Here is a 24721-nt window from a genome sequence, read left to right on the forward strand (position 1 = left end):
AGAAGGAATTTGTCATGCTTTTACTTAATTCCAATGCGCAACATATTTTTTGGTTGGGTCGCTACTTATCAAGAACGCAGTTTTTATGTGCCCATTTTCCATTTTTAGAAGATGATGCGGCAGTCGCGTATGCGCATGCATTCTGCCTGCCAGCCTTTGATGCCAGTTCGCTAAATGAACTGGTGCTGGATCCGGCTCAACCTTATTCATTCCATCAACAGTTTAAAGTGGCGCGTGACAATATTCAGGAACTACGTGGTGTACTGTCTGCCAAAGCTTATGCAGAACTGAACCGCCTGATTCGTACTGCTGATCAGAATGCCGGTTATATCTGTGATGTCGTGACAGATTGTCAGGATATTCTGGAAGGTGAAGCTCCGGATGTGTTTCTGTTTTTTAGTCTGGGTCAATGTCTGGAAAAGCTTGATCAGGAGCTACGTCTAGGTGAAGATACCATCACTACAATTGCAAAAATTGATTATGTGATTGAATCCTTGGTGGAGATGGGCTGGTCAGATCTGAATGAATGCTGGAACCAGCTACGTGACCATACTGACCTGATCAATTTTTATCAATTCAGTGATTATATTCATCATATGTTTGAGATTAATGTATGAAGTTGATGGTGAATCACCAAACGCATTATAGCTATACCGAAACTGTCACCAGTAGTATTCAGTACATTAAGATGATGCCTTCCAGTAATGTACATCAGCAGGTACATTCCTGGGATGTCAGCGTGCCGGGCAGTCGGGAGCTAAGCCGGGATGCCTTTCATAATTTGTGGATTACCAGTACTCAGCGCACACCCTATCAGTACTTAACCATTATGGCGCAAGGTATAGTCGATTTAAATCCTTTGAATAACGATCAGGGAATGAATGACCAGATCAATCCAAACCTGTTCTTGCAGCCAACTTCAACTACTCAGTGTAATGAGGAGATGAAGGACTTTGTAAAACAGTATGTGCCAGTTCCAACGCGTCTAAATCTGATCGCATTGGCTCAGGCGGTATTGGAGCATGTACCGTATATAACAAATAGTAGCTCGGTACATAGATCCGCCATTGATGCTTTTGAGGCGAAACAGGGTGTCTGTCAGGATCATGCTCATATTTTCATTGCCATGTGCAAATATCTGGGCTTACCGGCACGTTATGTTTCGGGTTATTTGTATGCTCAAAATACTTCTCATCTGGCCAGTCATGCCTGGGCAGAGGTATTTATTGACCAGGCTTGGTATTGCTTTGATGTAAGTAATCAGTTATTTGTACCTAGTGCACATATTTATGTTGCCATTGGGCGCGACTATTGGGACGTCGCGCCGGTACGTGGGGTAAGAGAAAAGGGCGGAGTGGAATCCATGCATTCCATCGTCCAGGTTCTAAGTTGTTAGTAAGGACAAAAAATGACTTATTGTTGTGCGCTTCGTTTGGAGCAGGGGATGGTGTTCATTAGTGACACTCGGACAAATGCAGGTGTGGATCATATATCGGTGTTTCGCAAATTATATACCTTTGGTATTCCGGGTGAGCGCGTCATTGTTATTCAGGCATCAGGAAATCTGGCTACGACACAAGCGGTGATCGGGCATATTAAAAATCAGCTGGAACTGAATCAGGAGCCTAATATTCTCAGCTTGCATACCATGTTTGAAGTCGCGGAACTGGTCGGCCGTACCTTGAAGCATGTGATTGAAAGTGTAACTACAGATACCATGGAGCAAAGCAACTATTATTGCAGCTTATTGGTGGGAGGTCAGATTGCCGGACAAGATATGCAGCTCTATCATATTTATCCGCAAGGCAACTTTATCTGTGCAACCAGTGATACGCCGTATTTCCAGATCGGGGAAAGTAAATATGGCAAGCCGATTCTGGATCGGGCACTCAGCTATGATATGCCACTAGATGAAGCACTGCGATGTTCACTGATTTCCTTCGCTTCGACTTTACGTTCCAATGTTTCCGTAGGGATGCCGTTGGATGTGCTGGTTTATCATAAAGACACATTTGAAATTCCGGTAGGTAAACGCATTCAGGAAGATGATGAATATTTCACCAAAATCAGTAAGCAGTGGTCGGATACTTTAAAGAAAGGTTTGCAGGAATTACCTAAGCCAACTTTAGATTATTTTCAATAAAACTATCTATCTGTTTGATATCACGTTATAGTGGCATGCTAAATTTAAGAAAATTTAAATTACAGAGGTTAGCATGCATCATTTTTGTTATGCCAGTCAGAGTACCTCTGATAAGTCGAATTTGCTCGATGACTTAACGGATATTCTGGCCGAGGCACGAGATTTTAATTATCGTCACGATATTACTGGGGCATTATATTTTGCAGATGGCTATTTTTTTCAATGTCTTGAAGGCAAATTGGAACATCTGAATGTATTATTTGAAAAGCTGAGCAAAGATCCGCGGCATGAGAATATCAAACGTTTTGAAATGCGTCCGCTTGAGCAGATTAATTTTGCCGGCTGGTCGATGAAGTATATTTCACGACGCGATGAAATCCGGGACTTTTGTACGAATATGGGTTTTAATGACTTTACACCACATAGTTTTGAACAAGCTCATGTAGATGCGCTATTAACCCAGCTACAAACTCAAGACCAAGAAGAAACTACAGAAAATTAAATTAAAAAGCCCAATTAATATTGGGCTTTTTAATGCACGGTATTTTAAACCAGTTTTCGGACTGGACGTGCAGACATACGACACAGCAATTCATAGCCGATAGTGCCATTTGCTTCAGCGACATCATCGACCAGGCGGGTTTTACCCCACAGTTCTACTTCAGTGCCAAGCTGCAGATTAAGATCAGTTGCATCTATCGCAATCATATCCATTGCGACACGACCAATCACGCGAGTCTGTTGTCCATTAATTGCAACATAATTCTGTTTCGGGAAGGCACGTGGATAACCATCACCATAGCCAATTGAAACAATGGCCAATGTCATGTCCTGATCTGCGGTGAAAGTCGAACCATAACCGACGTGTTCACCCGCTTTAATATGATTTAGCGCAATGACTTCAGCTGTGAAAGTCATCACTGGTTTTAAATCCAGATCATGAATCGTTTTATCTGCAAATGGGGTCGCGCCGTAGAGCATGATACCTGGACGGACAAAGTCAAAATGCAGTTCAGGATATTTATAAATCGCAGCCGAGTTACAGCATGACCCCATGAGTGGGGCACAGTCATTTTTTACTTCAAGGAACTGCTGGATTTGCTGTTCATTCAATGGGTGATCAGCATCTGCATTGGCAAAATGCATCGCAAGTACACAAGTAAAACCTTCAGCTTTGAGTTGATTGATCACCTGTTTAATCACATCAATTTTAAAGCCCAGACGGTTCATGCCGCTGTTCAGTTTCACCCAGACTTTAAGGCCTTTAGTGATATAAGCATCTTTATGAGCCATTAGCCAGTCAAGCTGCACCTGATGATGCACCACAACTTCGATATTCTGATTGATCACGATTTGCATTTCATCAGCAGAGAAAATACCTTCAATCAGCGTAATCGGTTGCTGATAGCCGAGTTCACGAATTTCCAGTGCTTCCTGAAGGCATGCAACACCGAAGGCATCGCTATCTTTTAAGGCTGCTAAGCAGTCTTTAACTCCATGTCCGTAAGCATTGGCTTTAACCATGCTGACGATTTTAGCGGTTGGGGCAAGTTGTTTGACACGGTTTAAATTATATTGCAGTGCTGTACTGTCAATATAAACTGTTGCTTGGCGCACCCTAGATACTCCTTCGGGATGACAAAATGATGTTGTGTGAAATACACAAAAGAGGGAGAGAAATAACTGTATTGATAAAACAAAATCAGTCATTTCAAAATTGTAAATATTGTAGTCCTATCTGCCACAAATGGACATGCTCATTTATATAATTTCCTCCAAGGTATGCTTAAGCAATAAAAAAAGAGACCATTTGAGTCTCTTTTTTTTTAATCAGGTTTAAGCAGAATATTTATTCTTCATCATCATACTGCGCATAGAACTCAGGAGAGAGGTTACTAAAGCGCGTGTATTGACCTTCAAAAGCCAGACGCACAGTACCAATTGGACCATTACGCTGTTTACCGATAATAATTTCGGCAGTCCCAGCTTCTTTAGATTCCTTGTTATAGACTTCATCACGGTAAATAAACATGATCAAATCGGCATCCTGCTCGATCGCACCAGATTCACGCAAGTCAGACATGACTGGACGTTTGTTTGGACGGTTTTCCAGAGAGCGGTTCAACTGCGATAAGGCAATGACAGGGCACTGCATTTCTTTAGCGAGCGCTTTTAAGCTTCGGGAAATTTCCGAAATCTCGCCGACACGGTTATCACCCATGCCAGGCACTTTCATGAGCTGCAAGTAATCGACCATAATACAGCCGAGCTTACCGCCATGCATTTTGGCAATGCGACGCGCACGTGCACGAACTTCCGTTGGTGGCAGAGCAGAGGAGTCATCGATATACAGGTTCTTTTCCTGCAAATGCACAATGGTGCTGGTGACTTTAGACCATTCATCACTGTCCATTTTACCAGCACGTAAATGACCCTGATGCACACGACCAAAGGATGAAATCAAACGCATCGCGATCGAGTCGGCTGGCATCTCCATCGAGTAAACCAGGGCAGGCAGATTATTGTTAAACAGCACACTTTCCACCAGATTCATGGCAAACGTGGTTTTACCCATCGATGGACGGGCTGCAACAATAATCAGGTCACCGGATTGCATGCCGGAGGTTTTATTGTCGAGTTCGACGAAGCCGGTGGTGAGACCAGTAATCGAACCTTCCATTTGTGAAAGTTCATTCAATTTATCAAAGACATCTGCAACGACGGTATTGATTGCCTTCGGCCCTTGTGCCTTGGCATTATTATTATGTTGCTCGGCAATCGAAAAAATATTGGTTTCTGCCAGATCCAGAATTTCACTGACGCTACGACCTTTGGTGTCATAGGCATTTTGCAGGATTTCAGAACTGACTTTAATCATGCTACGTAAGGTCGAGAATTCCTTGATCTTGTTGGCGTAAGTTTCCAGGTTGTAGAAACTTGATGGCGAGTCAGCCATGAGCTGCATCAGGTATTCTTCACCACCAATGGCATCCAGCAGACTCTGTTTAATTAGCCAGTCATGCACCAATACGGCATCGTAAGGAGAGTTGTCCTTGGACAGCTGATCAATCGCACGGAAGATATATTTATGACGGGTTGCATAAAAATCGTTCTCAGTAAGCACATCACCGACTTGTTCAAAAGATTCGGCAACCGTCATTAAGGCAGCAAGTACAGCTTGTTCAATCGCTAAATTGTGTGGAGGCGTGCGAAACTCCTTGAGCTGAGTATCAGCAACAATTTCTGGTTTAGCGCTGTTGTGCTTAGTGCTGGCATTCGCCTGTGACATATAAAGCCCTGAATTTTAATACAATGGTTTAAATATTCTCGGAGATGGATAGCAACTATCAACTACGAAGTGAAATAATACGCGTTCCGTTAAAAAATGCGAAGTGTATTTTTAAAATTACGCGAATAATAAAATGAAAGTGAGATATGCCATATCTTCGAATTATTTTAGATAAAAAAAGAGCATGCCAAAGCATGCTCTTTTTCTTGGTGAGAAATTACTCAGCTACGATAGTAACTAGAACTTCTGCAACAACATCATGGTGCAATTGGATTGCGATGTTGAATTCACCAGTGTTACGAAGTGCGCCATTTGGAAGACGTACTTCTGCACGGTCAACTGTAAGACCAGCATTTGTCAACGCGTCAGCGATGTCACGAGTACCGATAGAACCGAACAGTTTACCTTCATCACCAGCTTTCGCAGTGATTACGATATTTACTTCGTTCAATTGGTCAGCACGTGCTTGAGCAGCAGCTAAAATATCAGCTTCAGCTTTCTCAAGTTCAGCACGACGAGCTTCAAAAGCCGCAGTGTTTGACTCAGTAGCAGCAACTGCCATACCTTGTGGGATCAAGAAGTTACGGCCGTAACCAGCTTTAACTGAAACTTTATCACCAAGTTTACCAAGGTTTTTAATGCGTTGTAATAAGATAATATCCACAGCTCAACCTCACTTATGATTGTCAGTGTAAGGGATCAAAGACAAGTAGCGAGCTTGTTTGATAGCAAGCGCTAATTGACGTTGGTAACGAGCTTTAGTACCTGTAATACGGCTAGGAACAATCTTGCCGTTTTCAGTGATGTACTGTTTTAAAGTGTCGATATCTTTGTAGTCGATGTACGTAACGTTCTCAGCTGTAAAGCGGCAGAACTTGCGACGACGGTAAAAACGTGCCATGTTAGGTTCTCCTTATGCTTCAGCAGAGTCTTGAGCGTGTTGTGCTTCTTCACGTTGAGCTTTACGCGCACGTTTTTCTTCAGCACTCTTAGCCAATAGTGACTCTTCAGTGATAGCGTTTTCACGACGGATGATAAGGCTACGAATGATTGCGTCGTTATAACGGAATAATTCTTCAAGCTCATCAAGAGTAGTTTGACCACACTCAACATTCATAAGAATGTAGTGAGCTTTGTGGATCTTGTTGATTGGGTAAGCCAATTGACGACGGCCCCAGTCTTCAAGACGGTGGATTTGACCTTCAGCTTCTTTGATGTGAGTTAGGTAACGTTCTACCATACCCACAACTTGATCGCTTTGGTCTGGATGTACCAATAGTACGATTTCGTAGTGACGCATTGTCAGCTCCTTACGGTTTAAACAGCCCCAATTTTTAAGTCAATTGAAGCAAGGAGTCACAACCAAGGTTGTGTCGCAATATTTGCGAAGCGTGAAGTTTAGTGGGTTTTGGGGAGAAATACAACCAGATTGGCAAGAATTACATAATTAAACAGCAGTTTTGTACGGGCTGGAATGAGTAGCACAGAAAAGAGAAGAGAAAATTGACTGAGATTAATTAATTGGTGATTTAATGATGGTTGGTAATGAGATAATTCTAATCTAGCCATAATGAGTATCTTTTTATTCAAGTAGAATTCTTATTTTATGCGTTAAATGCACTTTAGAAAGATTGAAGTGTATTTTTGCAGTTGGTTTCAGAAAGACAGGGTTTATAAAGATAAGAGCAGAAGTATTTAAAAAAGAGTCGGGGAAATAACAGGCTCAAATAAAAAAAGATAGAGTAAAACTCTATCTTTTTAAAAAATGATATAAGGCATCTTTGGAGCAGTCGATGTAAAGCAGAACAGAATACTGATCACAGTAATCAGCTTCACAGAATACATAAAATACTGCTTGGCCCACGCCTCATCATCTTTAGCCTTAAAGCCCTGAATACTTAAATAAATCCAGTACAGGGTTAAGATGTTCAACACCGCCATATAGAGCCAGTTGGCATAGCCAAAGAAAAACAGGCCATTCATGACAACACCAAACAGAATCACATAAATCAGCGATTCGACCTTGGTGCGGTGAATTGAACGTGCTACAGGTAGAATAGGAATACCTGCATTTTTGTAATCTTGAAAACGGTAAACTGCAATTCCCCACGAGTGAGGCATTTGCCAGAAGGCATACCCAACGAAGATCAGCAGGGCACCTAAGTCAAACTGATTTGCAACAGCAGTATAACCAATCACAGGCGGAGCTGCGCCAGAAATACTGCCTACCAGTGTCTGGTGAATAGTTGTTCGTTTTGTCCATAAGCTGTAAAAACCAACGTATACGACAAAACCAATAACTGCGAATAAGAAAGCGTATGCATTTACCCAAAACCAGAGAACACTAAAACCGACCAGGCCTAATACAAAAGCAAAGGCAAGTGCGACAGGTTCAGAAATGGTTTTTTTAACAAGAGCACGATTTTGTGTGCGCTGCATTTTCTGGTCGATGTCCTGGTCAATTACATTATTGACCACACATCCTGATGCTACAACAAATGTAGTACCAAAAAGAGTAAGGAGCAGGAGAAGGAAATCTACAGAACCTTGAGCGGCTACAAAGTAGCCGCCCAAAGTGGTAACAAAGTTACCAAAGAGAATTCCTGGCTTAGTCAGGAATAAATACTTTTTCAGCATGACAACCAGTTTAGATCATCATGTTGTAGTGAAGGTAGTTCATGATCCATACAGAACCTACTAAAAGAATAGCAATGGTTAAGATGGTATACACAAATGCAATTACGTTCCAGCGTTGCTCTGAAGAAGAGTTCATGTGCAGGAAGTAAATCAGCTGTACAAGAATCTGAGCAACCGCAGTGATCGCGATGACAGTAATCAAGATACCACGGCCAAAACCGCCCGCCATAACCATACCGAATGGAACTACAGTAAGGATAACAGACAGGATGAAGCCGATAGTGTATTGCTTCACGTTACCGTGTGATTCGCCAGCAGCGTTATGATCATGACTCATTACAGAACTCCCATCAAGTAAACTACGCTGAATACACAGATCCATACGATGTCAAGGAAGTGCCAGAACAAGCTTAGGCAAGCTAGACGACGCGTGTTTGCAAGAGTCAAACCATATTTCTTGATTTGAATCATAAGCACGATCATCCAGACCAGACCAGAAGTTACGTGAATACCGTGCGTACCTACCAAAGTAAAGAACGCAGATAAGAACGCACTTGTGCTTGGACCGTGACCCGCATGAACTAAGTGATTGAACTCATATAGTTCCATGCCGATGAAGATAGCACCGAATACCCAAGTAATCGCTAACCAAGTCAGTACTTTTGCAACGTCTTTTTTGTATGCAGCAAGAACTGCAAAACCAAAGGTTACAGAAGAGATCAGAAGGGCGAAGGTTTCAGTAAGAACGAAACCTAAAGAATCGCCAAACAGATCTTTCGCACTTGGAGTGCCCACAGGAATGTGGCTACTCAAAACAGCGAATGCAATGAAGAGTGTACCGAAAAGGACAAGGTCACTCATCAAGTAAGTCCAGAAACCAAAGACAGTGATGTCAGTATCATCGTGATGATGATGCTCATCGTGTCCGTGGTTATCGTGATGAAGTACTTCAGCCATTGTCTTAGTCCTTCTTCAAGTGTTTTTCAAGGATCGCATAGCGTTCACTTTCGATACGCTCAACTTCAGCAGCTGGAACATAGTAATCCACTTTCTTGGTGAAAGAAGAAACGATGAAGCTGATGATAGATGCAACGAAAGTAACAACTACTAACCACCAGATGTGCCAGATTAACGCGAAGCCCATAACAGTGATGAACATGGCGATAACGAAACCAGCAGCACGGTTAGTCGGCATATGGATGTCTTCGTACTTGGTTGGTTTTGCGTATGCAACGCCATTCTCTTTGTCAGTCCAGAAAGTATCAATACCATTGATCTTTGGAAGATAAGCAAAGTTATAGAATGGAGATGGAGACGAAGTAGCCCACTCAAGTGTACGACCATCCCAGATATCGCCTGTATAGTCCATATTTTGTTCGCGTTGCAAGAAACCAACAACGATCTGCATAATGAAGCAGGCAATACCTAGTGCAATAAGAATCGCACCGAACATCGCGATATTTACATATGGGTCCCATTCTGGGTTGTCAAATGTATTCAGACGACGAGTCATACCCATGAAACCAAGGATATAAAGTGGCATGAATGCAAAGTAGAAACCGAAGAACCAGAACCAGAATGCTGCTTTACCCCAAGTTTCATTCAGCTTCCAACCAAACATTTTTGGCCAGTAGTAAATGATACCTGCGAACATTGCGAATACTACACCGCCAATAATTACGTTATGGAAGTGAGCGATCAGGAATAAAGAGTTATGTACCAGGAAGTCGGCTGGTGGAACTGCCATCAATACACCTGTTAAACCACCGATACCGAAAGTCACAAGGAAGCCAAGTGTCCATAGCATTGGAGTGGTGTAAGTGATGCGGCCCTTGTACATGGTGAACAACCAAGAGAAGATTTTTACACCAGTCGGGATCGCAATAATCATGGTCATGATACCGAAGAACGCGTTAACGTTGGCACCAGCACCCATTGTAAAGAAGTGGTGAACCCAAACAACCAGTGAAAGAACACCAATTGCTACAGTTGCGTACACCATAGATTTGTAGCCGAACAATGCTTTGCGTGAGAACACTGAAGTTACTTCTGAGTAAATACCAAATGCTGGTAATACCAAGATATAAACTTCTGGGTGACCCCAAGTCCAAATCAAGTTCACGTACAACATTGGGCTACCACCCATGTCATTTGTGAAGAAGTGGAAACCGAAGTAACGGTCAAGAGACAGCATTGCAAGTGTTGCAGTTAACACTGGGAAGGTTGCAACGATTAACACAACTGTTACAAGCGAAGTCCAAGTGAAAATCGGCATATCCATCATCTTCATGCCAGGCGCACGCATTTTGATGATGGTAACAAAGAAGTTAACACCAGTAAGAAGCGTACCTAGACCTGAAACCTGAAGTGCCCAGATGTAGTAGTCAACACCAACACCTGGAGAATATTCAATGCCTGATAGTGGAGGGTATGCCATCCAACCAGTTGCAGCGAACTCACCAAGAGCCAGAGATACCATCATCAGACCCGCAGCACCAGCAAAAAGCCAGAAGCTCAGAGAGTTTAATAATGGGAAAGCAACGTCACGCGCACCGATTTGAAGCGGTACAGCTACGTTCATTAAGCCAACTACCAGACCCATTGCTACGAAGAAGATCATGATCACGCCGTGCGCGGTAAAGATCTGGTCATAGTGTTCTGGGTGCAAGTAACCTTCACCACCACCTTTTGCAAGGAACTGCTGAAGACGCATCATGATCGCATCGGCGAAACCACGCACAAGCATGATAATCGACACGAAGATATACATGATACCGATTTTTTTATGGTCTACAGATGTGAACCATTCGTTCCACAGGTAGCCCCATTTTTTGAAGTAGGTGATACCAGCAACAACTGCGATACCGCCTAAGATCATCATTGCAACAGTAACCAATACGATTGGATCGTAAGGAATTGCATCTGGACCTAACTTACCTAATAAGTTCATGTCTTATTCCCCTTGAGAAGCAGTCGCATGTGCATCAGCTACATGTGCTTCAGAAGCAGCAGCTTCTTCGTGCGCAACACCGTGCTCTGCAGCAGGAGCTGAGTGGTCAGCACCATGGTAGTTGCTCATGTAGTGATTAATCACAGATTCAAACAAACCTTGCTCTACAGAAGAGTAATAAGTCACTGGATGTGGCTTAGTTGGGTAAGGCTTCATAGCTTCAGCAGCAGCCTTCTCTTCAGGAGTATTTGCTTTTGCGATCAGCGCTTCAATCTGGTGTTTACCACGGTTGCCGTCACGCAGAGATGCGAATTCAGCCTGGTCTAGAACAGTTTTTTGAACTGCTTCTGGATTTGCTGAAGTACCGTTACCTGCTTGAACAGCAGAAACCCATTCAGCAAACTGAGCATCAGTCACAGAGTGAGCGCGAAAGCGCATTTGTGAGAAGCCATAACCAGAATAGTTAGAAGAGAAACCGCGGTAGCCTTCAGCTGGGCTAGTTTCATCTGCCAACAGGTTCAGGTGAGTTTGCATACCCGCCATTGCATAGATCTGACCACCTAACGCAGGGATGAAGAATGAGTTCATCGTGAAGTTAGAAGTGATACGAAGGCTAACCGGAGTTTTCTCAGGGAAGCGGATTTCGTTAACAGTCGCAATGCCTTGCTCTGGGTAGATGAAGACCCATTTGAACTGTTCAGCAATAACTTGAACGGTCAATGGTGCCTTGTCAGCCTCAAGCGGACGGTACGGGTCGTACTTGTGGGAACCCCACCAAGTTAACCAGGCAAGAATAGCAATAATAATAACTGGGATACCCCAAACTACAATTTCAATTGCAGTAGAGTGTGCCCAAGTAGGTTTATAGTCTGCGTCTTTATTCGATGCGCGATATTTCCAACCGAACCATAATGCCATGATTGCTGATGGAATAACCACCAGAAGCATTAAGTAAATCGCAGTCATCATCAGGCTACTTTGGCCTGCTGCAACTGGACCTTTAGAGTTCAGAAGTACTAAATCACCACCACACCCTGTTAAAAGTGCGGACATCGCAGATAAAGACAATACAGCTAAAATCGTTTGTCTCATTTTACAACCTCGGTGAAGAGTCCCATTCCCTAAATTAATATGGGATAGCGATTAAAGTGTCGCATGATTAAAAAGATTCATTTGTTAACAAAAAATCTTCCTAATCATGAGACACCGCTACGTTGTAGGGCATTATGCCTGATTACAACAAACTAAGCTATATATAAAGAGGCTTTAAATGACTGTAATAAAAACCGATTTTACTGCTCGGGATTATCGAATATTTATAGTAATTTTATTTTAATTTCAAAGTTATGAGCGAAAAAAGGGATGCAGAGCATCCCTTTAAAGAGAACTTAATTTGATTGCTTGATCACCTTGGTTTTCGCCAGTTTATCGTGCAAAGTCTGACGGTTTTTGCCCAAACCGAAAATCCAGTCCACAAGCGAGAACAATGGAATAAAATAAATTGTAGGCAAAATGAACACGATACTGCGCAAAGTAAAGGCACGCATGAGTGAGGTTTGAGTACCAGTTTCAGCATCTACAATCTTAATTTTAGTCAGTTTTTTACCAATGCTTTGACCAGATTTTGCAATCAGGTAACCTTGGATAACCAGCATGATCAGCAGATATAAACCTGCTGCTGTCCAAGCCTGAGTAGAGAACATATCCAGCATTTGAGACTGCAATTCCAGCACGCGGTTCTGATCTGCACTGCCACCCATAGCCTGCGTCATGATCTGCTCATTTAGCTGGGTAAAACGCAGTTTTTCTTCAGCTGTGAAGAAGGCAGTCAAAATGAAAGTTGCTGGAATCCAGAGCAGCAGGTCGACGAACTTGGCAAAAATACGTGCAGGAATACTCGCCAGTTCAGATGTATTCGCTTTTGGTGCAGGACGTGCATAAGTATTGGTTTGTGCTGCAGGCTGCTCAAATGGTGCTGCTGGCTCGGCAACTGGTGCAGGTGGAATATAACCTTCAGGTTCATAAACGAATTTACCCTGCGTGAGCTCACCCAAAGCTTTCCATTCGGTCATGCCTTGGTGCCAGGCCAAATCAGTCAATAATACTTGCTGGCTTGCAAGCATCTGATTTAGCTGTTCAAGCGTATATGGTCCAGCTTGTTGATTGTTTCGTGCCAGGTAAATCTGCATAAAGACTGAATCTCAAAATGTACGTTGAAAAGGTTTAGCTTCGATTTTATTGAATTATAGCCATAACACAAACAAAATCTTAAGCTAAACATGCGCATATGTCGGACATTTTTAGGTGAAGTACAACCAAAACAACACAAAAGAAAACGAATTTGATTTAGGAAACTAAAAAAATCCAAATTTTTAGCCATCTACAAAAAATAAAGTATCCAAGATTGATGGTTTAAAAACTGTAATTTTAATGTAATGACGAAGAATTTTCTGCTGATAAATATCAAAGGGATGATTAGTTAAATCTAATATCTTAAATTCATGTAAAATTTATTACTGAAATAAAAAAGACCCTCATTTGAGGGTCTTTTTTATTTACTGAATTTCAGCTTATTTAGCTTCTTGATCAGCAAGGAAGAACCAGGTATCCAATACTGAGTCCGGGTTTAGAGATACAGATTCAATACCTTGTTCCATTAACCATTTTGCAAGATCTGGGTGATCTGAAGGACCTTGACCACAGATACCTACATATTTACCTGCTTTACGGCAAGCCTGGATCGCCATAGAAAGAAGGACTTTTACAGCAGCGTCACGTTCATCGAACAGGTGAGATACGATACCAGAATCACGGTCTAGACCTAGTGTTAACTGAGTCAAGTCGTTAGAACCGATAGAGAAGCCATCGAAGTGTTCAAGGAACTGATCAGCTAACAGCGCGTTAGTTGGCAATTCACACATCATGATAACTTTTAGACCATTTTCACCACGTTTCAGGCCATTTAATGCCAGTAGCTCAATGACACGTTTCGCTTCGTTTACAGTACGTACGAAAGGAATCATGATTTGTACGTTGGTCAAACCCATTTCGTCACGAACTTTTTTCAGTGCACGGCATTCAAGTTCGAAGCAGTCACGGAAGTTGTCAGAAACGTAGCGGCTTGCACCACGGAAGCCCAGCATCGGGTTTTCTTCTTCTGGTTCATACAACTTGCCACCGATCAGGTTCGCATATTCGTTTGACTTGAAGTCAGACATACGTACGATCACTGGCTTGTCAGCGAATGCAGCAGCAAGGGTAGAAATACCTTCAACCAGTTTTTCCACATAGAACTCGATTGGAGATGCATAACCCGCAGTACGCGCCATCACAGCAGCACGCGTTTCACGAGGTAGACTGTCAATGTTCAGCAATGCTTTAGGATGTACACCGATCATGCGGTTAATGATGAACTCAAGACGAGCAAGACCAATACCTTCGTTCGGAATTTGTGCGAAGTCAAATGCACGATCCGGGTTACCTACGTTCATCATGACTTTGAATGGAAGTTCAGGCATAGATTCGATCGAGTTCGTTTGAACTTCAAAATCAAGCGCGCCTTCGTAGATGAAACCAGTATCACCTTCAGCACAAGATACAGTCACTTCCTGACCGTCTACCAGTACTTCAGTTGCATTACCACAACCAACGATTGCTGGAACACCCAGTTCACGTGCAATGATTGCAGCGTGACAAGTACGACCACCACGGTTGGTCACAATTGCAGCAGCACGTTTCATCACCGGTTCCCAGTCCGGGTCAGTCATGTCAGATACAAGTACGTCACCGTCTTGTACTTTGTCCATTTCTTTGATCGACGTTACGATGCGGACTTTACCAGAACCGATACGTTGACCGATTGAACGGCCTTCACATACTACCGTACCTTTCTGTTTCAACAGGTAACGTTCCATCGTACCAACGTTTTCACGGCTTTTTACAGTTTCAGGACGCGCCTGAACGATGTACAGTTTGCCGTCATCACCGTCTTTTGCCCACTCGATGTCCATTGGCGCACCGTAGTGTTTTTCAATGATCAGTGCTTGTTTAGCTAGTTCTTGAAGTTCCTGGTCATTTAAAGCGAACTGTTGACGTTCAGCTTTTTCAACATCTACCACAACTACTGATTTACCAGCAGCGCCTTCTTCACCATAAATCATTTTCTGGTGTTTAGAACCCAGATTACGACGAAGGATCGCGTGCTTACCAGCAATTAGAAGTGGTTTAGAGATATAGAACTCGTCAGGGTTAACTGCGCCCTGTACAACCATTTCACCCAGACCGTAAGAAGCGGTGATGAATACTGCATCACGGAAGCCTGATTCAGTATCCAGTGTGAACATTACACCAGCTGCGCCAGTTTCAGAGCGAACCATACGTTGTACGCCAGCAGAAAGGGCAACCACGTCATGGGCAAAGTTTTGGTGTACACGGTAAGAGATTGCGCGGTCATTGTATAAAGATGCGAAAACTTCTTTGATCGCGATCAATACATTGTCGATGCCACGGATGTTCAAGAAAGTTTCTTGCTGACCAGCAAAAGACGCGTCTGGTAAGTCTTCTGCAGTTGCAGATGAACGAACGGCAACCGCGATGTCAGGGTTGCCGTTAGAAAGTGCGTCAAATGCTGCACGAACTTCTTGTTCTAATGCTGCAGTAAGCGGAGTCTCTACAATCCATTGGCGAATTTTAGCGCCAGTTTCAGCAAGAGCGTTTACATCATCAACGTTTAGGCTAGCAAGCTCTGCATTGATTTTAGCGTTTAGGCCGCTTTGCTCGAGAAATTCACGATATGCACCAGCAGTTGTTGCAAAACCACCTGGTACAGATACACCAGCGTTTGCTAGGTGGCTGATCATTTCGCCCAAAGATGAGTTTTTCCCACCAACAAGCTCAACATCGTGTTTCCCTAATTTTTCCAGACCAATTACGCGCGCTTCCAAAGTTGTTACTCCACTTTTGCAGTATTAATCATTATCTTGGCATGAGAGTATAGCAAATCACCTAGGTGGATGATTTTACTAAGCGACAGTCATGTAAGATCGGTTTACTATAAAGATTATATAGTACGAAGACAAATGTTTGAGGAGAATTTTAATGTCGGAAGGTAAACAGATAAAGCGTAGTGTTTTCTTCATTTCTGATGGTACTGCGATCACCGCAGAGACGCTGGGACACTCACTTTTGGCACAGTTCCCTCATGTCGATTTTGATATACATATCATTCCCTATATAAGCTCTGAAGAAGCTGCGACCAATGTCGTAGCCGAGATCAATGCACGTGCCCACGAGGAAGGACAGAAACCACTGGTTTTTGATACTTTGGTGGACCCATATGTGCGTGATATTATTAATACGGCTAATGCAGTAAATCTTGATGTATTTGAAGGGCTTATTAGTAAACTATCCGAAGAGCTAGGTACAGATCCAACGACGCTGGTAGGACAAACTCATGCGGTAACCGACTCTGCTTCCTATAAAGCGCGTATTGATGCTGTACATTTTGCTCTGGATAATGATGATGGCGCGCGTACTCGTCATTATGACAAGGCCGATCTGATCCTGATTGGGGTATCACGTTCTGGTAAAACACCGACTTCGATTTATCTTTCTCTACAGTTTGGAATTCGTGTTGCAAACTACCCACTGACTGAAGAAGATCTGGATGATAACCGTCTGCCAGCTGTGCTGCGCCCGCATAAAAACAAGCTTTTCGGCCTTATGATTGATGCTGATCGCCTTGTGGCAATCCGTACTGAACGTAAGGCAAATAGCCGTTATGCCAGCTTTAGTCAGTGCCAGATGGAACTGCGTGCGATTGAAGGAATTTACATTTCTGAAGGCATTAAATATCTGAATGTGTCCGAGATGTCGATTGAAGAAATCTCGACACGTGTACTGCAAATGACTGGTTTAAAACGTCGTATTGGATAAAGTCCTAGTTCATGGAGTCAAAGCTGGTTTTTGACTCCATTGGTTATCAAAATTTATATATTAAAATAATTAATGATAGGAATTAACGATGATAAGATAGTTGATATCAATCAGTACTATTTCGCTACGAAATACCTCATAGGAAAAAATAAACGTATTTAGATGCTAAAATTGTATAAAAATCGATCAATAAAATTTAGGGCTTTATTCTTTTTTAGTATTTTTTATGGAATATATATCAAAAAAAAATAAATAGATTTTTATTTAAAGGTTTGAATAATGACCTCAACCGGATAATTTTCACCATGTATGCAATGAATTGCATGATCAGAAATTTTCAAAATTGGCCAGGTAATAAGCTGGCAGTTTTCACGTTGCAGGGCGATATAGAAGCTATCTGACTTAAAGTAATGACGATTAGAGGCTGCCAGATTAGGCATGAGCTGGCGTCTTAGCCAGGGATTTTTGACCTGTTGTTCTAAAAAGCGTAAAGACAATAACCCTTTAATCCGGTTACTAATGAGATTTTTATTTTTGCTGATCAGTGGATGATTCAATACGCGTTGAAGCGTGCGGCTGGTACTCGGCATCACAAATTGCGGTTCAATCTGAAAGACTTTAACAGATGCCGCTTGCTGGCAAATACGGTCAAGATGACTCACACTAAACTGATCAAGCCCAATTACTGCCACATTTAGATCCTGAAAATCCATATCCTTAAGGGCGGCAGAGTCGACTTTAGTCCCATTAAAGCTTTTAAAGTGTTCAGGGTTGTTTTGAAAAATACCGGCACCTGTATCCTGCTTAACGCCCATATTGATATCCTGTAATTATTTAATTTTTATTCTGTTGTGATAGATATAGACAATATCGGCAAGGGCGTAAAGTCACTTTCATGGAATCTCGAGTCATCAATAATTCGACATTTTAAAATCCACTTCAGTTATGGATTTTCGGAATTATATTGACGTAATTTTTCTTGAGCTTTTTAAAGGTTGTGTTCATACAGTTTAATACCGTAAGTGATGGCATCAATAATTAAAGTGTCCAACTTGCTGCAACAAAGGTTGCAGTCGGTTTATTAATATAATGGTTGATGTTTTTATCCTGCACGTATAATTGTTAGTTTTTTATTTGAATGCAGATTGAATTTAATAAATCAATGGATTACCTCCTAAAAAAACAAACCGCTGACTATCAGCGGTTTATTAAAAGGCATTTATGAAAGGGAAATTTTATAAGCCCTGCTTAGCCTGCATTAACAAATCGAAGTTATATAGACGTTTGTCAGTGTCATAGATGTCACAAGTAAAAATAAACTCATCTACATCATATTTGGCTAAAAGTGCTTCCAGTCCTGCCTTGACTGTTTCCTTGGAACCGACCTGAGCCATGGCAAAGAAATTATCAACGGACATTTTTTCAGGTGGTGACCAGAGTCCTTCCATTGAATCAATAGGTGCTTTCAGTTTCAGGCTTTGGCCACGAATCAGGGAAAGTACACGCTGATAGGCGCTGGTTGCCAGATATTGAGCTTCTTCATCCGTATCTGCGACACAGGTCGGTACGCCCATAGAAACATAAGGACGATCCAGGTATTCAGACGGTTCAAAGTTTTCACGATATAACTGAATAGCCTGGCCCAGCATACGTGGGGCAAAATGCGAAGCAAAGGAATACGGCAGGCCAAGTTTCGCTGCCAACTGAGCACTAAACAGGCTAGAACCAAGCAGCCAAACCGGAACATGAGTACTTTGACCCGGAGTAGCTACAATGCGTTGGCCCGGAATCGGATCTTTAAAGTACTGCAAAATTTCTAGTACATCTTGAGGGAACTGGTCTTCAGTTTCCTGATGACCGCGACGCAAAGCACGCATAGTCATCTGATCGGTGCCGGGTGCACGTCCCAGACCAAGTTCAACGCGCTCAGGATATAAAGTCGCTAAAGTACCAAACTGCTCAGCTACGACTAAAGGTGCATGATTCGGCAACATGATGCCACCTGAGCCTAAAGTTAAGGTTTTAGTATTTGCCAGTAAATAGCCAAGCAGGACAGCAGTTGCTGAACTGGCAATACCATCCATATTATGATGCTCGGCTAACCACATGCGGCGGTAACCCAGCTTTTCTGCAGTTTGTGCCAGTTCCAGAGCATGTTGCAGGGAGAATTGAATGGTTTTATCGTCACGAACAGGAACCAGTTCAAGAATGGAGAACTGAGTATCGTTAAGCGTACGCATAATATTACTCTTTATTTGACATGACTAAGAGCATACGATGTTCAACCGGATTTTTATATCGAAAAAAAACGATATAAGTGTAAACGAAATGTATAGGCAAAAAAATAAGCATCCGAAGATGCTTAAAAGAGGGAAGGTTGTAAAAGAGATTAAGCTTTGTATTGAACGCTTAACGACGGCCACGGTTGTTATACCGATAGTCGTTATAACGGTAATTACGTGAGGAATTATAACGGCGGTCATAGCGGTCATCATAACGACGGTCTTCACTTACTTTCTTGCCAAGAGCAGAACCACCCGCAGAACCCAATGCTGCACCAATCAGGCCACCATTGTTACCACCCATATTTTTACCTACGGCATAACCTGCACCGCCACCCAGAGCGCCACCGATAATGGCACCGTTGCGGTCACGTTTATTCGCTGAAATGGCTGCACCTGCACCACCACCGATTGCAGAACCGATTGTTGCACCAGTTGTGCCACCAACTCTATTACCTACTGCAGCACCAACTACGCCACCAAGTGCAGAAGCAAGAGCAGTATTCGTTGTATTACCCGCATTCGCTGCTGTCATACCCATGCCCATAGCTGAGGTAGCAACAACCGCGATCATTAGAGATTTGTAGTTCATGAGTACACCTTTTATATATATGGCTGTATTTGTCTATGAGTTAAATTTAATCTAGCAAGAGCGAAATAGCATGGAGAGTCTGTAGACGAAATGTGTTTTTTCTCTCCTTAATTTATTCATAATTACTAAACAATATTTTTCAAGTATTACAATTAGTTAGACTCATTTAGAAGCAATTAAAAAAGCACCCGAAGGTGCTTTTTACGTCAAATGTAAGATGCGATTGAGAGACTATAAGTACTGAATTAACGGTAGCGCTTTTTCCAGTGTTTCGCACGTTTTTCAGCTCGACGGTCTGCTGTTTTGTCTTTGGCAATTTTATTACCTAAAGCTGCACCACCTGCTGCACCTAACGCAGAACCGATGTAACCACCGTTAGAGCCACCCATGCTTTTACCTACAGTATAACCTGCACCGCCACCTAAAGCGCCACCAATGGCAGATTCAGTACGGTTCTTCTTGTTACTTGCTACAGCTGCACCACCAGCACCGCCAAGTGCTGCACCAATTGTTGCACCTGTGTTGCCCCCCATGTTTTTACCCAAAGCTGTACCAGCCACACTACCTAATGCACTTGCAGCAGCAACACGAGCAGTGCTGTCGGCATGAGCATTAACGGTCATCATTGACCCTGCGGCTAAAGCGGTACTTAATAAAACTGCGCTCAGTTTCATGCTGGAACTCCATATCCGTGATCGGATTATATTGTGTTTCGATGGCAGAAAATGTAACAAAAAATCGTCATTACATTGTGAAGAAAGATCTCCATATTTAGATGCTTTATTTGCGAGTTTGTAAAATAAGTAAAGAATGCGGATTAAATTGATTAAAAAAGAGGCATTAGCATTAATTTGGATCTTAAGAGAGATGCTTATCTGGATGCTTTAGCCGCAGAAAGCTTGTACTGAATAAAGATGTTCTTTATGCCTGAGAATCGTTAAACTAGGCGCAATTTTTGATTTCGCTGTGCTAAGACCTTTATTTAGCTATAGCCTTTGTTTGAGATACTTTAAAAAATGAAAGAATCGTTACGTTTACGATTAGACCAGCTCTCCGACCGTCACGAAGAACTCACTGCCTTATTGGCAGATGCCGAAGTCATTTCAGATAATAAACGCTTTCGCCAGCTTTCCCGCGAGCACAATGATCTGACCGAAATTACTGAAGTATGGACCAAGTATAAACAGGCTGAAGAAGATATCGAGACTGCTCAAGCCATGCTGAGCGATCCTGACTTTAAAGAAATGGCTCAGGAAGAGATCAAGGAAAATAAAGCCCTGATCGAACAGCTGGAAGCGGATCTGAACATTTTGATGATTCCGAAAGATCCGAATGATGCGAACTCGGCTTATCTGGAAATCCGTGCCGGAACCGGTGGTGACGAAGCAGCGATCTTCTCGGGTGACTTGTTCCGTATGTATAGTAAATATGCAGAGAGTCAGGGCTGGCGTATCGAAATCCTGTCTGAAAATGAAGGTGAACACGGCGGTTATAAAGAAGTGATCTGCCTGGTCAATGGTGAAGGCGTCTATGGTCGTCTGAAATTCGAAAGTGGCGCACACCGTGTACAACGTGTCCCAGCAACAGAATCCCAAGGCCGTGTACATACTTCAGCATGTACAGTCGCGATTCTTCCTGAGGTTGATGTGGATACTTCAGTCGACATTAACCCGGCGGACTTGCGTATTGATACTTATCGTGCATCAGGTGCCGGTGGTCAGCACATTAACAAAACCGACTCTGCGGTACGTATTACCCACATTCCAACGGGGACTGTGGTGGAATGTCAGGATGAGCGTTCACAGCATAAGAACAAGGCTAAAGCGATGGCGCTTCTGGTGTCACGTCTGGAAAATGCCAAACGTGCAGCTGCAGACGCGGCAACTTCTGAAATGCGTCGTGACCTGGTGGGTTCGGGTGACCGTTCAGAACGTATCCGGACTTATAACTATCCACAAGGCCGTATGACCGATCACCGTATTAACTTGACTTTATACAAGCTGGATGCCGTGATGGAAGGTGATTTGACTGAATTGCTCGATAGTCTGCACCGTGAATATCAGGCGGATCAGCTTGCCATGCTCGCACAGCAGAATGGTGGATAATGAATATTTTACAAGCGCTGGCTTTACGTGGTGAACCAGAAAGCTATGAGCGTCAGGAAAATGCCTGGTTGCTGGAACATATTACCAAGATTGATTCTTTTGATCTGGTGATGAAAAAGGATCAGGAACTGACGCCTGAACAGGAACAGGCTTATGTTGATGCTCTGGCGCGTATTGCTGCAGGTGAGCCATTGGCTTATGTGACTGGTTCACAACCATTCTGGACACTGGATCTGAAAGTCACCAAAGACACTTTGGTGCCACGTCCCGATACAGAAGTACTGGTTGAAACTGTACTTAAGCTGGACTTGCCTGAAGATGCCCGTGTGGTAGATTTGGGGACAGGTACTGGCGCGATTGCCTTATCCTTGGCTTCGGAACGTCCAGCGTGGTCTGTGACTGCAACTGATATTTATGAACCGACTTTAGAGGTGGCCAAGTTCAATGCTGAACAGCACGACTTATCGCAGGTACAGTTTGTATTGGGTTCATGGTTCAAGCCATTGGGTCGTCAGTTCTTTGATGTGATTGTTTCTAATCCACCGTATATTGATGTAGCCGATGAGCATATGCAGAATCTGGCGACTGAACCAAAACGTGCTTTAGTAGCAGACAATAACGGTTTGGCTGATTTAGAACAGATCATTGCTCAAGGCAAAAAACACCTGACCGTGAATGGTTGGATAGTACTTGAACATGGTTATGATCAGGGGGATGCAGTTCGTCATCTATTTACCCAAGCAGGTTATAAGCAGGTGCGTACTGTTAAAGATTATGGCGGTAATGACCGAGTGACCTTGGCTCAGTGGCCACATTGATTTTCCAAATTTTGTTTTTAATAAAAAAAGCGACCTTCAAGGTCGCTTTTTTAGTTTCAGGATTTTTTGATGACATCGCGCCAGCGCAGCAGACGATGTTCAAACAACTTCATAATACTGTCAGTAATCTTACCCAACACTGCCAGTAGAATAATGGCAATAATTACAATATCCGGTCGAGAGGTCTCCCGGCCATCACTGAGTAAATAGCCAATTCCTTGAGTCGCTGCAATCAGTTCTGCTGCAATCATAAACATCCAGGACAAGCTTAAGCTGTTTCTTAAACCTGTGAGAATTCCCGGCGATGCCGCAGGTAACACAATCTGCTGAATCTGTTGCCAATATTTTAGCCGGTAGACTCTGGCCACTTCAATCAGCTTGCGATCCACGCCCTGAATTGCAGCAACGGTATTGGTATAAGTAGGGAAGAAGGCACCAATTGCAATCAAGGTAATCTTGGAACCTTCATCAATGCCTAACCATAGTAACAAAAGTGGAATCCAGGCCAAACTCGGAATAGATTTGATTGCAGAAAATGTTGGTTCCAGGAAGTCTTCGGCATGACGATTTAACCCGACTAAGATCGCAAAAACTAAGCCCAAGCCACTACCAATACCAAAGCCTAAAAAGACACGCCAGCTACTTGCCCAGAGATGCTGCCATAGATCACCTTCAGCCAGTTCGGTCAGAGACTGCCATAAACTGCTGGGTGCAGGCAGTAAATAAGGCTCAATTACACCATTGCGAACTATAATTTCACATGACAAGATCAGGATCACCGGAATGGTGATCCCTTTCAACAGACGAATACCACGGGGAAGGGCAACAGATTTAGGTTGATCTTCCTTCACAAGTTGTTCGGAGATAGTGTTTGGTGCAGACATTACTTCTTAACAACCTTTTGCGCATATTTGCTATCAAAGAGTTGAGTTACGACCTGATTGACATTGGTGCCTTTACGTACCAAATCTTCTTCAGTCAGAATAGAACCTGCTTTTTGTAATGCAGCAATATGTTTTGCTGTTGGAATGTTTTGATCCAGATTAGTACGGCTTAGCTGTAATTTCGCCACTTCAATTGGCAGTTTGGCTTCACGAGCTAACAGTTCAGCCAGCTTATCCGGATTGGCTTTGGCCCATTTACGCGCCTGTTCATAGACTTTAATGACTGCATCAACGGCTTCAGGACTTTGCTTGGCGAAGTTTTCTTTAATACTGAGTACACTATATGAGTTAAAGCCGACATTGCGATACAGCAATTTCGCACCCGACTGCACCTGCGCAGAAGCCATCAACGGATCAAGACCCGCCCAAGCATCGACCTGTTTACGCTCTAAAGCTATTTTTCCATCTGGGTGTTGCAGGTGTACTAGCTCAACATCACGTTTACCCAAGCCGACGGTATCTAAAGCCTGTAGCGTAAACAGAAATGGATCGGTGCCTTTGGTGGCAGCAATTTTCTTGCCTTTTAAATCCTTGAGAGATTTGATATTGGAATCTTTGTTAACGACCAACGCAGTCCATTCAGGCTGGCTTTGAACATAAACCGTTTTGATTGGGCTACCATTGGCACGGCTAAGTACTGCCGCCAAACCTGCGGTTGAAGCAAAATCTGTACTACCACTGTTCAGATATTCAAGCGAGCGATTACTGCCTTGGCTAAATACCCATTTAATTTTGGTTTTAGGCAGTGCTTTTTCCAGTAGTTTTTGCTCCTTAACGACCAAGTTGGTAGGTGCATAATAAGCATAATCCAGTTTTAATTCGCTTGGAATTGCCGCGACTGTCAACCCGCTCACTAGAGAGATAGAAATAGTAATTAAGCCTAATTTTGTTGTTGCTAAAGTTTTTTTCATGAGGAGCTCTAATTTATTATTTAGGAAATTTTCGACATAAATAGCGGTAAATGAATAAACAGACAAAAAAGAAAAACAGATAATCAAATCAACAAATAAAATATAAAGGTGTAAAT

25 protein-coding genes are annotated in these 24721 nt (G+C 42.8%); 7 read left to right on the top strand and 18 right to left on the bottom strand.

Features of this window, described 5'->3' with window-relative positions:
• Window positions 1–14: 14 nt before the first annotated feature.
• The 4 genes from C3420_RS04380 to C3420_RS04395 all read left to right on the top strand — a co-directional run bounded on the left by C3420_RS04380 (window position 15) and on the right by C3420_RS04395 (window position 2645).
• Entirely contained in the window at window positions 15–617 is a 603-nt protein-coding gene (locus C3420_RS04380) for an alpha-E domain-containing protein (protein ID WP_103799710.1), read from the top strand.
• Entirely contained in the window at window positions 614–1396 is a 783-nt protein-coding gene (locus C3420_RS04385; RefSeq protein WP_103799709.1) for a transglutaminase family protein, read from the top strand. Before C3420_RS04380 ends, C3420_RS04385 begins: the two co-directional genes overlap by 4 nt.
• 12 nt (window positions 1397–1408) lie before the next feature.
• Window positions 1409–2143 carry a proteasome-type protease gene (locus C3420_RS04390; RefSeq protein ID WP_004815684.1) on the top strand — a complete coding sequence of 245 codons (735 nt, stop codon included), beginning with the start codon at window positions 1409–1411 and terminating at the stop codon, window positions 2141–2143.
• A 73-nt stretch (window positions 2144–2216) separates the two neighbouring features.
• Window positions 2217–2645 carry a BLUF domain-containing protein gene (locus C3420_RS04395; protein ID WP_004892906.1) on the top strand — a complete coding sequence of 143 codons (429 nt, stop codon included), beginning with the start codon at window positions 2217–2219 and terminating at the stop codon, window positions 2643–2645.
• Window positions 2646–2689: 44 nt separating this feature from the next.
• Here the strand turns inward: C3420_RS04395 and alr are convergent, their stop codons facing one another.
• From alr to ppsA, 12 genes are all read right to left on the bottom strand, one after another.
• Window positions 2690–3760: an alanine racemase gene (gene alr, locus C3420_RS04400; protein ID WP_103799708.1), complete on the bottom strand. Its 1071-nt coding sequence runs from the start codon at window positions 3758–3760 to the stop codon at window positions 2690–2692.
• A gap of 232 nt (window positions 3761–3992) precedes the next feature.
• The gene (dnaB, locus tag C3420_RS04405) at window positions 3993–5432 is read right to left on the bottom strand and encodes a replicative DNA helicase (protein ID WP_103799707.1); all 1440 of its coding nucleotides are present in this window, start codon (window positions 5430–5432) and stop codon (window positions 3993–3995) included.
• A 217-nt stretch (window positions 5433–5649) separates the two neighbouring features.
• Window positions 5650–6096: a 50S ribosomal protein L9 gene (gene rplI / locus C3420_RS04410; RefSeq protein WP_004815692.1), complete on the bottom strand. Its 447-nt coding sequence runs from the start codon at window positions 6094–6096 to the stop codon at window positions 5650–5652.
• A 9-nt stretch (window positions 6097–6105) separates the two neighbouring features.
• Window positions 6106–6333, bottom strand: a complete 228-nt coding sequence (gene rpsR, locus C3420_RS04415; protein ID WP_004278792.1) for a 30S ribosomal protein S18 — start codon at window positions 6331–6333, stop codon at window positions 6106–6108.
• Window positions 6334–6345: 12 nt separating this feature from the next.
• Entirely contained in the window at window positions 6346–6732 is a 387-nt protein-coding gene (rpsF, locus tag C3420_RS04420) for a 30S ribosomal protein S6 (RefSeq protein WP_004278789.1), read from the bottom strand.
• Window positions 6733–7190: 458 nt separating this feature from the next.
• Window positions 7191–8069: a heme o synthase gene (cyoE, locus tag C3420_RS04425; protein WP_103799706.1), complete on the bottom strand. Its 879-nt coding sequence runs from the start codon at window positions 8067–8069 to the stop codon at window positions 7191–7193.
• A gap of 10 nt (window positions 8070–8079) precedes the next feature.
• Window positions 8080–8406: a cytochrome o ubiquinol oxidase subunit IV gene (locus tag C3420_RS04430; RefSeq protein WP_048881268.1), complete on the bottom strand. Its 327-nt coding sequence runs from the start codon at window positions 8404–8406 to the stop codon at window positions 8080–8082.
• Window positions 8406–9026, bottom strand: coding sequence for a cytochrome o ubiquinol oxidase subunit III (gene cyoC, locus C3420_RS04435; RefSeq protein ID WP_004815698.1), 621 nt, complete (start codon window positions 9024–9026; stop codon window positions 8406–8408). The genes C3420_RS04430 and cyoC overlap by 1 nt, the downstream gene beginning before the upstream one ends.
• Before the next feature lie 4 nt (window positions 9027–9030).
• Window positions 9031–11019 (bottom strand): cytochrome o ubiquinol oxidase subunit I, encoded by a 1989-nt coding sequence (gene cyoB / locus C3420_RS04440; RefSeq protein ID WP_004815701.1) that lies wholly within the window; start codon window positions 11017–11019, stop codon window positions 9031–9033.
• Window positions 11020–11022: 3 nt separating this feature from the next.
• On the bottom strand, window positions 11023–12111 hold the full coding sequence (cyoA, locus tag C3420_RS04445) for a ubiquinol oxidase subunit II (protein WP_103799705.1): 1089 nt from the start codon (window positions 12109–12111) through the stop codon (window positions 11023–11025).
• Window positions 12112–12407: 296 nt separating this feature from the next.
• Window positions 12408–13208, bottom strand: coding sequence for an RDD family protein (locus tag C3420_RS04450; protein WP_103799704.1), 801 nt, complete (start codon window positions 13206–13208; stop codon window positions 12408–12410).
• 381 nt (window positions 13209–13589) lie between these two features.
• The gene (ppsA, locus tag C3420_RS04455; RefSeq protein WP_103799703.1) at window positions 13590–15962 is read right to left on the bottom strand and encodes a phosphoenolpyruvate synthase; all 2373 of its coding nucleotides are present in this window, start codon (window positions 15960–15962) and stop codon (window positions 13590–13592) included.
• A gap of 154 nt (window positions 15963–16116) precedes the next feature.
• Between ppsA and C3420_RS04460 the strand changes: the two genes are divergently transcribed.
• Window positions 16117–16953 carry a pyruvate, water dikinase regulatory protein gene (locus C3420_RS04460; RefSeq protein ID WP_004815709.1) on the top strand — a complete coding sequence of 279 codons (837 nt, stop codon included), beginning with the start codon at window positions 16117–16119 and terminating at the stop codon, window positions 16951–16953.
• Window positions 16954–17213: 260 nt separating this feature from the next.
• Here the strand turns inward: C3420_RS04460 and C3420_RS04465 are convergent, their stop codons facing one another.
• From C3420_RS04465 to C3420_RS04480, 4 genes are all read right to left on the bottom strand, one after another.
• Entirely contained in the window at window positions 17214–17768 is a 555-nt protein-coding gene (locus C3420_RS04465) for a hypothetical protein (RefSeq protein WP_048881265.1), read from the bottom strand.
• A 420-nt stretch (window positions 17769–18188) separates the two neighbouring features.
• Window positions 18189–19193 (bottom strand): LLM class flavin-dependent oxidoreductase, encoded by a 1005-nt coding sequence (locus tag C3420_RS04470; RefSeq protein ID WP_103799702.1) that lies wholly within the window; start codon window positions 19191–19193, stop codon window positions 18189–18191.
• Between the two features lie 169 nt (window positions 19194–19362).
• A complete protein-coding gene (locus C3420_RS04475) occupies window positions 19363–19827 on the bottom strand; it encodes a hypothetical protein (protein WP_004815715.1) in 465 nt (154 codons plus the stop codon).
• A gap of 245 nt (window positions 19828–20072) precedes the next feature.
• Window positions 20073–20501, bottom strand: coding sequence for a glycine zipper domain-containing protein (locus tag C3420_RS04480; RefSeq protein ID WP_004892936.1), 429 nt, complete (start codon window positions 20499–20501; stop codon window positions 20073–20075).
• A 342-nt stretch (window positions 20502–20843) separates the two neighbouring features.
• Between C3420_RS04480 and prfA the strand changes: the two genes are divergently transcribed.
• Both prfA and prmC read left to right on the top strand, forming a co-directional pair.
• Window positions 20844–21932, top strand: coding sequence for a peptide chain release factor 1 (gene prfA / locus C3420_RS04485; protein WP_076753704.1), 1089 nt, complete (start codon window positions 20844–20846; stop codon window positions 21930–21932).
• Window positions 21932–22750 (top strand): peptide chain release factor N(5)-glutamine methyltransferase, encoded by an 819-nt coding sequence (gene prmC, locus C3420_RS04490; RefSeq protein ID WP_103799701.1) that lies wholly within the window; start codon window positions 21932–21934, stop codon window positions 22748–22750. The genes prfA and prmC overlap by 1 nt, the downstream gene beginning before the upstream one ends.
• Window positions 22751–22806: 56 nt before the next feature.
• Here the strand turns inward: prmC and C3420_RS04495 are convergent, their stop codons facing one another.
• Window positions 22807–23634, bottom strand: a complete 828-nt coding sequence (locus C3420_RS04495; RefSeq protein ID WP_103799700.1) for an ABC transporter permease — start codon at window positions 23632–23634, stop codon at window positions 22807–22809.
• Window positions 23634–24605, bottom strand: a complete 972-nt coding sequence (locus C3420_RS04500) for an aliphatic sulfonate ABC transporter substrate-binding protein (protein WP_103799699.1) — start codon at window positions 24603–24605, stop codon at window positions 23634–23636. Before C3420_RS04500 ends, C3420_RS04495 begins: the two co-directional genes overlap by 1 nt.
• Window positions 24606–24721 lie beyond the last annotated feature (116 nt).

The organism is Acinetobacter sp. ACNIH3 (genome assembly GCF_002918965.1).
In the GTDB taxonomy this organism is placed as follows: Bacteria; Pseudomonadota; Gammaproteobacteria; order Pseudomonadales; family Moraxellaceae; genus Acinetobacter; species Acinetobacter schindleri.